Source organism: Gracilibacillus sp. JCM 18860 (assembly GCF_055395245.1).
Genome location: NZ_AP043868.1, coordinates 74,404 through 88,936, shown reverse-complemented (window position 1 = coordinate 88,936; position 14,533 = coordinate 74,404). Strand labels below are relative to the sequence as shown.

Genomic DNA, 14,533 nt, shown 5'->3' with positions numbered 1-14,533 from the left:
TTTACTCCATCCCTTCCGTTACTTCTAAGACACGATCCTTTAAGATGTCTGACAATAACTCATGTTGACTTAAATATTCTGTCATCAGTAATTCCTGTTCGTCTGCTAGGGTTAATTTCTCTAGAAACTGCTTGATTTCTTTTATTAATAATCCAGTAAAAAGTAGATACGGAACAACTAGAACAGACTTTTTTTGTTTATTAATCTTTTCAGTTAATACTTTTTCAAACTTCGGGGAGCTCGCTGCTAAGAAACATTTTTCGATGAGATTATTTGGGAACTTTTCTCTTAACATTTCGACTAATGTCTCTGTATCATTCACTGCTTGTGGATCACTACTTCCTCTCCCCACGAACAGGATATCAAATTTTTCTGTTTCGTCTGTTGTTTTCTTAATATGATCTTCTACTATTGTGATCATCTTCGGCTCTATTTCAATTGGTCGACCATACCTGAATACTATTTGAGGATATTTATTTCTTTCCTCTTCGATCATTTTAGGTATATCGTGCTTTGCATGGCCTGCTGTTAATAAAAGAATAGGAACAATGGTTATTTGTGTTACACCTTTTGCCACGATTTTATGAACCGTTTCTGATAAATCTGGCTCCTGAAGCTCCAAAAAACAGGTCTCTTGGATCGGAATATCTACTTGTTGTTTGACCTTATCTATTAATTGAAAGGCCTCTTTCTTTGATTCTTCCACTCTACTTCCATGACAAATATATATAACTGCTTTCACTTTGGTCACTCCTAATATGCTTCCACTATTCTTGCATCAGTTATTTGTGGATGATGCTTCAGTTGTTTTAGCCTCTCTCCAATACGGACTACCTCTCCAACTACAATGATGGCTGGATTTTTTATGTTATGTTGTTGGACGAGCATTGCAATGGTACTTAATGTTCCAGTAACTATTCTTTGGTCTGGTGTCGTTCCTTCTTGAATAATGGCAACTGGCGTGGTGTCAGCTCTACCACCCTCTATTAAGCTCATGGTAATATAGGAAAGATGACTCATTCCCATATAGATAACGATCGTATCCACAGAATTCGCCAATTGGGACCAGTTTATCTCTTCTGGTAAACCTTTTTTGCAGTGACCAGTAACGACTGCAAAGGACCTACCAAAATCCCTGTGTGTTATCGGAATATTGGCATATGCTGGTACCGCTATACCTGAGGTTATACCTGGGACCACTTCAAAACAAATTCCATGTCTTGCTAATGCTTCTGCTTCCTCGGCTCCTCGCCCAAAAACAAACGGATCTCCGCCTTTTAATCTTACCACAGTTTTCCCTTTTTTTGCATATTTGACTAATAAATGCTGGATCGACTCTTGTTTCATAACATGCAGCTTTGGCAGCTTTCCACAGTAAATAAGTTCTGCCTCTTGCTTCGCTTCTTTTAATAATTCTCTGCTAACGAGACGGTCATAAAGAATGACATCCGCCTTCTGAATACATTTCATCGCCTTAATCGTTATAAGCTCTGGATCACCAGGACCTGCTCCAACTATATACACTTTTGTCATTTTTAATACCTCCTATTGAAAAAGTGAAGGAAAGTGCCGATAATTCTACACTTTCCTTCCGATTTAGCTATTTATTACTCGAGCAGGAACAAGTACATATACTTGATCGTGTTCTTTTAAAATTTCATATGTTTGTACACAGCCTTCATCTGGTGCCTCTACAAGACCACTTTTCATATTAATCTTCCAGTCATGTAACGGACAAAATACATGCTCCCCACTTACCATACCTTCTGCTAAAACGCCACCTTTATGTGGACAGCGGTTTTCTATTGCACGAACTTCGCCATTTGCAAGCTTAAATATAGCAAGCTCTTTATCTTCTAAAATGACCGTTTTACCGATACGTTCTGGTAGCTCATGATAATTACCTACGAAAACTTTTCGATTTGTTTGTTCCATCCTCATTCCTCCATCCATTATTTCGCTACCACTTTTTCATATAGATCTTTTAATATCGTTTCATTTTCCAAAACTTGATTCCAAGGCTCTTGATATACATTCAGTGCTTCTTCCATTCTTTCATTTAGGGTTTTACGACTCTCTTCATCCATCACTACCTCTTTTATATGTTCTAAACCAACACGCTCCACATAATGTGACGTTCTTTCTAAATACCTCGCATTTTCACGATAATACTGTAAAAAGGCAGCCGTATACTCCAACACCTCATCCTCTGTCTTTACTTTAACAAGCAGCTCTGCCTTTCGTAAGTCAGTCCCACCATTTCCACCTACATAGATCTCCCAAATACCATCTAAACCTACAACCCCAACATCCTTAATCCCACTTTCCGCACAATTTCGTGGGCAAGCAGAGACACCCATTTTTACTTTGTGTGGTGTATTCAATCCTTCAAATTTTTTCTCTAATTGGATTCCCATCCCTGTAGAATCTTGTGTCCCAAAACGGCAAAATTCTGATCCAACACATGTTTTAACTGTTCGTATCGATTTTCCATAGGCATATCCTGATGGCATTCCTAAATCATCCCAAACATGTGGTAAATCTTCTTTTTTAACACCGAGTAAATCAATGCGTTGTCCACCAGTTAATTTAATCATGCCAACATCATACTTTTCTGCCACATCTGCAATTTTTCTTAAATCTGCTGCATTCGTTACCCCACCATACATTCTTGGCACAACCGAATATGTTCCATCCTTCTGAATATTCGCATGCAGTCTTTCATTAACAAAGCGAGACTCCCGCTCATCCTCATATTCTTTTGGATGAATCATCCCTAAGTAATAATTTAAGGCTGGTTTACATTTAGAACAGCCTTCCTCTGACTTCCATCCTAATACGTTCATTACTTCACGAGTATGTGTTAAATTTTTTTGTTTAATCTCTGCAATAACTTCATCTCTTGTCAGATCCGTACATGCACAAATGGTTTCCTTCTCCTCTGATTGATAATCGTCACCTAAAGTATAGGTTAATAAGTCAGCTACAAGTGACTTACATGTACCACACGAACGAGATGCATTGGTATATCCCTTTACTTCTTCCACTGTTTTTAACCCTTGATTTTTAATAGCATTTACAATGGTTCCCTTAGATACCCCATTACATCCACAGATAACCTCCTCGTCACTCATTGAAGCAACAACACTTTCATCCTTATCCTTATTTTGAGTGCTCTCAAGATATTCATTTACCATCGCTTTCTTTTTGATCAGGCTTAATAATTTTGTTCCTTCTTTCGTATCACCAAAAAGAACGGCACCAACTAACTTATCCTGTTGTATCAGAATTTTCTTATAAGTATTTCTCCATTCATCGAATAGCTTTATTGTTTTTGTTTGCTCTGTTTCATTGATAATTCCAGTTGAAAAAACATTCACACCGGAAACTTTTAATTGAGTGGATAGTACGGACCCTTTATAACCTTGATGGTTCATGCCACATATATGTTTTGCTAAAGCTTGACCTTGTTCATATAAAGGAGCAACTAATCCATAAACCATCTCATTATGTTCGGCACATTCCCCTACTGCATAAATGTTTGGAACATTTGTTTGCATATGATCATTGACAACGATTCCTTTATTTACTTGAATTCCTGATTCCATTGCTAATTGCACATTTGGTTTAATCCCTACTGCCATTACGACAAGATCAGCCATTATTTTATTTCCGTCCTTAAATTGTAGACCTGTCACTCTTTTCTTCCCTAAAATTTTTGTTGTCTGCTTTTCTAGTAAGAAATTCATTCCTTGTTTTTCTAATTCTTCTTGTAAAAGCTTACCAGCTGTACGGTCTAATTGGCGCTCCATTAAATAATCCGCGATATGAATGACATCTACTTCCATCCCTAAATTCAACAATCCACGAGCTGCTTCTAGGCCTAATAACCCACCCCCGATAACAGCAGCGCGTTTATACTGACGAGAGGCCGTGATCATTTCCTCACAGTCTTGTATGTCTCGAAATGCGGTAACCCCTTCCTTTTCGATCCCAGGCAGTGGCAGCATAAATGGATTAGAACCTGTTGCGATAATTAATTGATCATAAGGGGTTTGTTTACCTTTATCGGTATAAATAATTTGATTAGCTTTATCAATGCTCGTAACTGTTTCTCCGGGGTATAAACGAATATTGTGATCTTCATACCATTGCCATTCATTTAATGTAATGTCACTAAGCTCTGTATCTCCTTGCAATACTTTAGATAATTGAATTCGATTATAGTTTGGATAAGGTTCCTTTCCAAAGACGGTGATATCGAATTGATCTGGTAACAATTTCAGAATTTCTTCAATAGTGCGAACTCCTGCCATACCGTTACCTATTAAAACAAGCTTTTTCTTCTCCATTGTCTGTCCCCCAATTTCGTTTTAACTTGTGTTTAGATTAACGCGATACTAAGAGGGTTTCCATTTAATTGTTAACTTTTCTAACATTCTTTTTCCTTTTTAGACAACAGAATTTTTCTGTAATATATCCTGACAACCTTTAAGACAAAGACAGTAAAACAATGATAGTCTTCCCTTCAAAGGATTCGATAAATTTAAGGAGGGAACCTGATGAACAAGATGAAGCTAGTTCTCATCGGGAATGGTATGGCCGGAATAAAGTGTATGGAATACCTTATCCAAGAGAACCCAGACCTTTACGACATCACGGTCTTCGGTTCAGAACCGTATACTAATTACAGTCGAATTCAACTTTCCTCAGTGCTACAAGGAAAAACTTCATTTGAAGAAATTACTTTGCATTCATGGGAATGGTACGAAAAACACGACATACTGCTTTATCCTAATGAAACGGTGATACTAATCGACCCAGAACAAAAAGAGGTAATCACCACTAAAAAGCGTTCCGTGCATTTTGATAAGTTAATTATAGCGACAGGCTCTAGTCCCTTTATGCTTCCCATACCAGGTACAGATAAAGATGGTGTCGTAGCTTTTCGAACGATCGAAGATTGTAAAAAGATATTAAAAATAGCAAAAAACAGTAACAAGGCAGCAGTTGTTGGTGGAGGTATTTTAGGTCTTGAAGCGGCACAAGGATTGCTGAATCTAGGAATGAAGGTTGATGTTATTCATTTAGCTGACCGTATTATGAATCAGCAATTGGACAATAAAGCGGCGGAATTAGTGCAAAATGCCTTAGTTAAACAAGGCTTAAATATATTGCTTCATAAAGAAACAGCAGAAATATATGGGGATAAGCGAGTAGAAGGAATTCGATTTAAAGACAACACGGAAATAAAAACAGATCTCATCGTCATGGCGGTAGGAGTGAAGCCGAATGTAGCATTAGCAAAAAAAGCTGGAATAAAAACAAATAGAGGGATTGTTATTAATGATTTCATGGAAACGAATATAGAAGATATCTATGCCCTTGGGGAATGTGCGGAACATAATGGAACAGTATACGGACTTGTAAAACCTTTATACGAACAGGCTCAAATTTTAGCAAAACACTTATGTCAGTGTAAGACACTCCCCTATCAGGGATCTACACTATCGACACGATTAAAAGCTTCTGGTATTGAGCTTTTCTCCGCAGGACAAATAACCGAGAACGAAGATGTCAAAGCAATAACAGCTCACGATGAGATTAATCAAACCTATAAAAAAATGTTCTTCAGAAAGGATAAGTTAATTGGTACCGTCTTATTTGGGGACATTTCAACAGGACCTAAGCTGCTAGACCAAATAAAAAAGAAAAAGTTTATTCCAGATCCGGAAAAGCAAACCTTGATGATGCCCGTAAAAATAAACGAATCTTATGCAGCACAATTAGCAAAAGACGAACAAGTTTGTACTTGTAATCATGTCACAAAGGCACAAATCATCGAACAAGTAGTTACACACAATCTCCAAACAATCGAACAAGTAAAAAAATGTACAAAAGCTTCTAGCTCTTGTGGTGGATGTAAGTCAACTGTCGATGAATTAATCCGCTATATACACAGTGATTACTTTGATAACACAATAGAATCTAATCACTTCTGCTCATGTACAACACTCACCGAAGAACAGGTGGTAGAAACTATCATAGCCAACAGCTTAACAAGTGTTGTTCAGATCAGGCAAGTACTAGGTTGGTCTCAGGCCAATGGCTGTTCTTATTGTCAGGAGGCATTAGCATATTACCTTGAAATGATAGATGTAGAGACAGCTCCTAGTGAGGATCTATTTTATATAAAAAAAGGATGGAGTGCTATCAAGCAAAAAAATGGTACCTATTCGATCTCTCCACAGCTTTATGGGGGAATGGTGGAAGCAAGACAGTTAAAAAGAATTAGTGAAATCGCATTAAAATATGCGTTACCATCACTTGAAATAAACGAACATCAACGTATTGTCTTACATCAAATTCCAGTCGAGAAGTTAGACGACATTTGTGAGGAATTGCAGATGAAATTATATCCCTACACTGATCGTATGTTAAGTAATGTGCAAATAAGTCATGATCTTTTATGTGATTGCCAGAAAAAGAGTTTGACACAGCTAGCGATAGAAGTGGAAAAACAGACGGAATATTTAAGGATGCCGACTTCCTTATCGATTAGAGTCTGTTGCTGCCAAAAGGATAGATACACTACAGATATTCATATCATTCTTTCGAAGGACGGCTGGGAGTTAAAAATAAATGATCGGAAAACAATGAACCATACTATTGTAAATGTAAGCAAAACAACAAAGGAAGTAAGAAAAATGCTGCTTGCCCTCCTTCAATATTATAGGCAATCCGCTAAATTTAATGAACCTATCTCTACATGGATCAACAGAATGGGCATCATACATGTTCGAGAGATTTTATTTAACAAGGAATTACAAAACCTTTTACTCGCCACATTAGTCGAAGAACAAAGGAAGCGGACAGAGGCAATGATTAAGCAAACACAACCGTAAACTATTAAAGGAGTTTATCATAATGACAGATCTCATGTTAAGATATTTTAGAGAAAAGCAACAAAAGGTCCAATCAGAAAATGTTTATGAAACACAATGTCCTTTTTGTAGTATGCAATGTAAAATGCAATTAATCGAACAAAAGATTATTTCTAGGAAGCAATATAAAACAATAGGCCAGGATAATCCAACCTCTGAAGGAAGGTTATGTGTAAAAGGATTAAATGCGCACCAACACGCATTAAATCAAGAAAGAATTACAAAACCATTATTAAAAATAAATGGTCAATTTGTGCCTGTATCGTGGCAAGTAGCTTTAGACACGATTCAAGAACGCTTCACATCTATCCAAAAAAAAGATGGAAAGAATGCTCTCTCTGTTTATGGGAGTGCCTCTATAACCAATGAAGAAGCATATTTACTTGGAAAGTTCGCACGTGTTGCCCTTGGCACAAAGTATATTGATTATAATGGTAGACTTTGTATGTCCTCTGCAGCAACAGCAGCCAATCAAACATTTGGACTGGATCGTGGCTTTACCAATAGCCTTACAGAAGTTCCAAATACTCGTGTCATTATTTTAGCTGGTACGAATATAGCCGAATGTCAACCTACTATTATGCCTTATTTTCAACAGGCGAAGGAAAATGGCGCCTATATCATCGCGATTGATCCGAGAGAAACAAAGACCACTCAGCTCGCTGATCTACATCTTAAGATTAAACCTGGTTCTGATATTGCTCTAGCGAATGGGATTTTAAAAATGATAATAGAGGCTAATTTTATCGACCATACCTTTGTATCAGAACGGACCCATCATTATAAAGAGGTAAAGGATTATGTAACATCCATTACTATGAAGGAGATTGTCACAGATACAGGAATTACAGAAAAAGAAATACGCCAAGTAGCTCATATCTTTGGTTCAGAGCCATCAGGAATGATTTTCACTGCACGTGGAATTGAGCAACAGATAAATGGCACCGAAACCGTTCGTGCATTTCTTAACCTTTTACTTGCTACAGGGAAAATTGGCAAACGATATTCTGGATATGCTGCAATCACTGGACAAGGAAATGGGCAAGGGGCAAGAGAGCATGGGCAAAAGGCAGATCAATTACCTGGATATCGGTCTATTGAAAATATCGAGCATCGAAGATACATCGCCAAGGTTTGGGGAATCGATGAAAAAGACCTACCGAAAAAAGGTGTATCGGCATTTGAAATGTTTGAAAAGGTGGATCAAAAAGAAATTACAAGTATGCTTATTATGTGTTCAAATCCAATCGTCTCCAGCCCAAATACTAATTTTGTTAGAAAAGCTTTAATGAAATTAAAGTTTTTAATGGTGGTTGACCTTTATTTATCAGAAACAGCTCAACTAGCGGATCTCGTCCTACCTTCTACTTCTTATTTAGAGGATGAAGGAACTTTAACAAATGTAGAAGGGCGTGTGCTCTTGCGTGAGGCAAGCTTTCCTATCCAAGGAGAGGCAAAGCATGATTGGCAAATACTTTGTGAAATTGCTAACAAATTAGGTAAGAAGAAACATTTCTCTTACCAATCTTCAGAAGAGATTTTTGATGAACTTCGATTGGCTTCTAAAGGAGGAAAAGCTGACTACTCAGGGATGACCTATAAACGTTTACGCAAAGAAAAGGGTATCCTTTGGCCTTGTAGAGGAGAAAATGATCCAGGAACGGTTCGACTATTCGAAGACGAATTTGCACATGATGATGGTAAAGCCCAGATGGCTTTAGTCAAACACGACTCTCTCAAACAAAAACCAACCTTAACCGATGATTACCCGTTGTTTTTAACAACTGGACGCGTGATGTCTCATTATTTAACTGGTGTACAAACAAGAAACAGTTCCGCTCTTGCTGCAATTAACTTTGAAGCATATCTTGAAATTCATCCGCAAACCGCCAAGATTTATGGTATAAAGGATAAGGAATTGGTGAGGGTCTCCTCAGATAAAGGTTGGATTATCGTTAGGAGTCAATTTTCTTCAGCTATTCGAAAGGATACTGTTTTTGTACCTTTTCATTGGACCGAAAATCAAAACGTGAATCGCCTGATCGATGATCAACTAGACCCCTTTTCTAAAATGCCTGGATTCAAATTAGGTGTCGTACGAATCCAGCCGTTATAAAGTTAGACTTCGATCAGAAAGCCTTCCCTCTAGTGTTAATACCAGAGCCCTCCACTTCTTAGCTTCTAAAATGGAGGGCTGATCAACCCTTAACATACTTTTACAAAGGAAAAAAAGTCTTCCACCATAATAAAAGACTTAATGTAATAGCTATAAACACAAGAATGCTCTTAATTGCATATGGAATGCGATTAGGAATAAAGTGTAAAGCAAGAGTCGCAATAAGACCAGCTAGTAACATATAAATTAGTGCATAGATGAACAAACCTAAAAAGTTATCAACAGGGAATGCCATTGAATTACGAATTAACTGCAACCTTTCCACCTACTTGTATCTTAGTGTATTTTCTCATTATTATTATCATACAATATTTTTCTTGATTTAGAAGATTTTTTAGTTAGTGTCATGATGTTGAACCAGCATGACAAAAACCCCTTTCCATTGAAAAGGGTTAGAAAAACTCGCATTCACTCCTCTTTTGGTAGATGCGTTAGCTTTTCTTATACTTAGGACCTCAAAATTTTCGCTTCGTCGCTTTACTCCCTGCAAACAATGTTCACTTTCCTAACGTATAAAAAAAGAAATTACTGCAATTCCTTTATGAGTGCATCTGGTTTTTCTCCTTTTAATCCTTGGAGCATATTTTTAGCTGCAAACCACTTCATTTGATTCCGTGTTTCCATTGTGGCAGATGCGGTATGTGGTAATGTCACGACATTTTTCATCTGTAATAATGGATTGTTTGGGTCCGTTGGTTCCTGTTCGAAAACGTCTAAACCTGCACCAGCTATTTCATTTTGCCTTAATGCTTCCACTAATGCCTTTTCATCGACAACAGGACCACGCCCTGCATTAATAAAGAAAGCCGTTTTCTTCATTTTGTGGAAACAGTCAGCTCCGATGAGGTGATAGGTTTCCTTCGTTAGTGGAGTCAATAGTAAAATAAAGTCTGAGCTCTCTAATAGTGCATCCATTTCTTCATAACGAATATTTAAATCCTTTTCAACATTCTGTTTTCGATGGCGATTAAAATAGGCTACCTCCATCTCAAATCCAAGCCTAGCTCTTCTTGCTACCTTTTCACCAATTCTCCCCATTCCAATAATTCCTAATTTCTTGTGGTGAACATCTGTTCCGAACAAGGTTTTATCAAGAGAAAATTTCCATTTTCCTTGCTTTACATATTGATCTAATTCAGTTATTCGCCGGGATGTTGCAATAATTAAACCGAAAATTAAATCTGCTACAGTCTCATCTAATACATAAGGTGTATGAGTTGCTAATAATTTGGCATTTTTAATTGCTTCCACATCAAAATTGTCATAGCCAACAGAGACATTACTTACCACCTCTAATTTCGGAGAGGCCTCTATTAATGCCTGATCAATTTGATCCTTCCCAGTAATTAGCCCATGTATATTAACTGCTTTTTTGAGTAAGAGTTCCCTCGGCATTTGGTCTGGTTTTCCCCAATATTCAACCTCTACTTCCTGCTCTAAAAATTGGATAATGGAACTTGGAAACTGTTCCGTTACGAGCACTCTTTTTTTCATTTAAGACACTTCCTCTTTCAGATTCTATTATATATGACTATTTATCCGATCTAATCTTCATAATAATACCGGCTGTTTCTTCTATAGATTTATCAGATACATTAATGATCGGGCAATCTAGCCTTTGCATTAATTGATCTGCTGTTCTTAATTCTTTTTTTATTTGATCCATAGAAGCATATTTGGATTGTGGTGGTAATCCTAATGTTTTTAATCGCTCTGTTCTAATTTTTAACAGGTGCCCAGGATCAATCGTTAGCCCGATAACCATACGATTAGCTGGAAGAAATAATTCTTCAGGTGCCTCCATATCTGGTAAAATGGGTAAATTAGCTGTTTTAATTCCTTTATGGGCAAGGAAGATACTTAATGGGGTTTTCGACGTTCGTGAAACCCCAATAAGAACGACATCTGCTAATAATAATCCCTTTACATCTTTACCATCATCATACTTTACTGCAAACTCTACTGCTTCAATACGTTTGAAATATTCATCATCCAATACCTGTCTTTGTCCTGGATCTGGTTTAGGTGCATCATTAAACGTATCAATATATGCTTGCATCATTGGTCCCATAACGTCTACTGCTCTTATATCCATTCGAATAGCTTCCTGTTGCATTTTTGCTCGTAATTCAGGCTGTACAAGCGTATATGCAATAAAGCTATGATTCTCTCTTACTTCGCCCACTATTTGCTCTATTTCGTCCTCTGACTGTATATGACTATACCTTTTTATAGCTACTTCTTTACTCGTAAACTGCCTAATTGTCGCCCGAACAACCGCTTCTGCAGTTTCCCCTACTGCATCTGAACAAACATAGATAGATGAATTACTGTGTACCATTTCTAAGCTCCCCTTTGTCCTATGCTTCTGATTCCACTTCAATTAATGCTTTCACAATGTTTGTTTTGGTTACTCTGCCCACTACCTTTAGAAGATTTGGCTTATTATCTGTTTCCTTTACAACAGGTAAACTATCAATTTGATAATAAATCATTTTCCTCGCAGCCTCATAGACACTGTCCTCAGGTGTTACAGTGGTAACCTTTGGTTGCTTTGTCATAACAAGCTGGATAGGCATGGATGCTGCTTGCGCATTGCCTAGCGTAACCTTTAGTAAATCCTTTCGCGAAACGATTCCAGTTAAATGGTGCTCCTCGTCAACAACAATAAGCGTACCTACATCCTCTAAGAACAAGGATATCACAGCATCATTTACAGTAGTTGTCGCGTCAATGGTTACAGCCACTCCTTGAATGTCCTTTACTGGTGTACGATGCCACCAATCCGATCGTTCTAGTCGATTTAGATTTTTTTTCCCTAAAAAATATCCTACCTTAGGCTTTGCTTCAATATTACCTGTCATCACTAATACTGCCAAATCTGAGCGAATGGTTCCCTTGCTAACTCCTAGCATTTCAGCGATTTGCTCTGCCGTAATCGGTTCATGCTTTTTAAGTATTTCGATAATTTCTTGTTGCCTCTTTGTAAAGTCGATCATTCTCTTCCTCCTGATCCTTCCATCCCAAACATTTCCTTCTATCATCATACCATACTTTAATCAGGCTTTCTTAAGGGTATCGTAATTCTTAGAAAAACTTAACAGTGTCTTTCCTTGCACCAAAATGGTAAGGGATCGTAGAGATTTTAATAATAAAGCATAAGACTTCCTTCATCCTATATAATACAACATTATTAATATATGTTGTATTATATAGAAGGAAGCTTTTTATGTAAAGTTAATAAAGGTGGAACAAACAGTAAGAGAGAAGGAAAAAGCCGAACATTATGATTGTGTACTGTATCCACTCCATATAGAAAATTGTTCGGATTCTCGCTCTCCCTACTTAGTTATACCCAGCCTCGTCTATTAAATTTTTCGGAGCCAAACAGCCATTTCTCCCTTTCCTCTGTTCCCCCAAAAACTATATGGTATTGCCTTCCATTTTATTTGTTTCAACTCTGGTTCCCTATACTCTCTATATAAAGTGTCATTATCATTCACTTCTCTTACCCCACTTCCAGTTAAAGCTGGAAATCCTAATATTTGGAGATCATTTTCTTCTGTTATTGGTAATTTAGGATTAATGCATATGGAATGGAGTTGACCACCATTATCTTTCTCTTCCAAACAATAGACAATTGGTCCTCGTTGTATTGCTACCTTTCCAACATTTTCGCGTACCTTAGGATGAGAGCTAATTACTTTTGGTGTCATATCAAAAGTTAAACAAATGGTGTCATTGTCTCTCCATTTTCGTTCCATTGTTATATATCCTCCGTTATCAATGACGACTTCTTGAAGCTCTCCATTTACCTTTAACGATGGACTGTTACTCCATTTAGGTTTACGCAGCTTTAAGGTCATCTGTACCTCATTCTCGGTAAAACAAGTAATTCTCACCTCACCGGTTGCAGGATAAGTAGTCTTTTGTTGTAAAACAATATTCTGTTTGTTGATCGTAAAATTTGTTTTATTACCAATATATAAATGATGATATATCGTATCCGATTTTTGAGTATATATATAGTTACCTAAAGAAGTTAATAATCTTGCCACATTCGGTGGGCAACAGGCGCAACCAAACCATCCTACTCGTTCTGACTCTACATGAACATGATCATGTCGATAGTCCGTTAATTCTGGTGCTACTTCTAATGGATTCACATAGAAATACTTCTTACCGTCCAAGGACATACCACTTAATACGCCATTATACAGTGCTTTTTCCAGTACATCTGCATAATCATTTTTTGCTTCTATTTGTAGCATTCGCTGGGCCCAAAACACCAAACCAATCGATGCACAAGTCTCTGCATAGGCAACATTATTTGGTAAGTCATAGTCAAGCGTAAATCTTTCCCCATGCCCTTGTGAACCAATGCCACCAGTAATGTACATTCGCTTTTGTGTTACATTTTCCCATAATTTTTCTAATTGAATCTTCCATTTTTTATTCTGTGTATATTTCACGATATCTGCTATTCCTGCATATAAATACACAGCTCTAACCGCATGTCCTTCAGCTGTTGTTTGCTCATTTAGTGGTTGATGTGCCTGATGGTAATCTAAGCCAAACCATTTATCCTGATGACCTAAGCCTAATGTTTCCTCTTCTAAGAAAACACTTGGTTGATTTCCTCTTTCTTCTACAAAATACCTACTTAATTCAAAATATCTCTGTTCTTGTGTTACCTCATATAGTCGGACCAAGGCTAATTCTATTTCTGGATGCCCTGGATATGTCTGTATTTTTCCCTGTTCTGGCCCAATTATTGTCATTATATAATCAACATATCGACAAACAATATCAATCAATGACTTTTTGCCTGTTGCATTATAATAGGCAACAGCTGCCTCAATCATATGACCAGCACAATAAAGTTCGTGGCCATGACTAATATCTGCCCATCTTTTCTCTGGCTCTTTTACTGTAAAATAAGTGTTTAAATAACCATCATCTTGTTGTGCTTTCCCTATTAGTTCAATTACTTCATCTATTGTTTGCTCGAGTTCCTTATCAGGGTGATAGATTAAGCTATAGCTAGCAGCTTCTAACCATTTGGCGACATCACTGTCTTGAAATACCATTCCTTTAAACTCTCCATCACTTAGTCCTGCAGCAATTTCAAAATTCTTTATGGCATGACTTGGTGCAGCATCCGGTATTTGATCATTTAATGCGTCCCACTGATATGGAATGATGATATCCTTTGCCAAATCAATTCTACCCTTCCAAAATTCATCCGTAATCTCGATATCTTTTAAGTTCAGTGTTTTCGTTTTTAATGCTTTCATTGTCGTCACCTCACTCTGTTTTGTAATCGCTTTCTAAAATAGTATAAACAATTCTATTATGTTCGTATAGAAATATGTTTGATATTTTTGAGCATAAGCGTTTACAATTTGATCAT

11 protein-coding genes are annotated in these 14,533 nt (G+C 37.2%); 2 read left to right on the top strand and 9 right to left on the bottom strand.

Annotated elements, in window-relative coordinates; all coding sequences use genetic code 11:
- Position 1: 1 nt before the first annotated feature.
- The 4 genes from ACZ5R4_RS00485 to nirB (ACZ5R4_RS00470) form a co-directional block, all read right to left on the bottom strand.
- Entirely contained in the window at positions 2-742 is a 741-nt protein-coding gene (locus ACZ5R4_RS00485) for a sirohydrochlorin chelatase (protein ID WP_109984560.1), read from the bottom strand.
- 11 nt (positions 743-753) lie between these two features.
- Positions 754-1,533 carry a uroporphyrinogen-III C-methyltransferase gene (gene cobA / locus ACZ5R4_RS00480; RefSeq protein WP_109984561.1) on the bottom strand — a complete coding sequence of 260 codons (780 nt, stop codon included), beginning with the start codon at positions 1,531-1,533 and terminating at the stop codon, positions 754-756.
- Positions 1,534-1,596: 63 nt separating this feature from the next.
- Positions 1,597-1,935, bottom strand: coding sequence for a nitrite reductase small subunit NirD (gene nirD, locus ACZ5R4_RS00475; protein ID WP_054787551.1), 339 nt, complete (start codon positions 1,933-1,935; stop codon positions 1,597-1,599).
- Between the two features lie 17 nt (positions 1,936-1,952).
- Positions 1,953-4,352 (bottom strand): nitrite reductase large subunit NirB, encoded by a 2,400-nt coding sequence (gene nirB / locus ACZ5R4_RS00470; RefSeq protein WP_464367958.1) that lies wholly within the window; start codon positions 4,350-4,352, stop codon positions 1,953-1,955.
- Positions 4,353-4,562: 210 nt separating this feature from the next.
- Here nirB (ACZ5R4_RS00470) and nirB (ACZ5R4_RS00465) point away from each other — a divergent pair, with 210 nt between their 5' ends.
- A complete protein-coding gene (nirB, locus tag ACZ5R4_RS00465) occupies positions 4,563-6,905 on the top strand; it encodes a nitrite reductase large subunit NirB (protein ID WP_464367957.1) in 2,343 nt (780 codons plus the stop codon).
- Positions 6,906-6,927: 22 nt separating this feature from the next.
- On the top strand, positions 6,928-9,060 hold the full coding sequence (gene nasC, locus ACZ5R4_RS00460) for an assimilatory nitrate reductase catalytic subunit NasC (RefSeq protein WP_464367956.1): 2,133 nt from the start codon (positions 6,928-6,930) through the stop codon (positions 9,058-9,060).
- A gap of 100 nt (positions 9,061-9,160) precedes the next feature.
- On the opposite strand, the gene ACZ5R4_RS00455 is transcribed toward nasC, so the two are convergent.
- From ACZ5R4_RS00455 to ACZ5R4_RS00435, 5 genes are all read right to left on the bottom strand, one after another.
- Positions 9,161-9,376: a hypothetical protein gene (locus tag ACZ5R4_RS00455; protein WP_464367955.1), complete on the bottom strand. Its 216-nt coding sequence runs from the start codon at positions 9,374-9,376 to the stop codon at positions 9,161-9,163.
- A gap of 269 nt (positions 9,377-9,645) precedes the next feature.
- Positions 9,646-10,614, bottom strand: a complete 969-nt coding sequence (locus tag ACZ5R4_RS00450; protein ID WP_464367954.1) for a 2-hydroxyacid dehydrogenase — start codon at positions 10,612-10,614, stop codon at positions 9,646-9,648.
- Positions 10,615-10,651: 37 nt separating this feature from the next.
- Positions 10,652-11,461, bottom strand: a complete 810-nt coding sequence (locus ACZ5R4_RS00445) for a pyruvate, water dikinase regulatory protein (protein WP_277678835.1) — start codon at positions 11,459-11,461, stop codon at positions 10,652-10,654.
- Between the two features lie 19 nt (positions 11,462-11,480).
- On the bottom strand, positions 11,481-12,119 hold the full coding sequence (locus ACZ5R4_RS00440; RefSeq protein WP_054859617.1) for a helix-turn-helix transcriptional regulator: 639 nt from the start codon (positions 12,117-12,119) through the stop codon (positions 11,481-11,483).
- Positions 12,120-12,488: 369 nt separating this feature from the next.
- Positions 12,489-14,417 carry a glycoside hydrolase family 127 protein gene (locus ACZ5R4_RS00435; protein ID WP_109984568.1) on the bottom strand — a complete coding sequence of 643 codons (1,929 nt, stop codon included), beginning with the start codon at positions 14,415-14,417 and terminating at the stop codon, positions 12,489-12,491.
- Between the last annotated feature and the right edge of the window lie 116 nt (positions 14,418-14,533).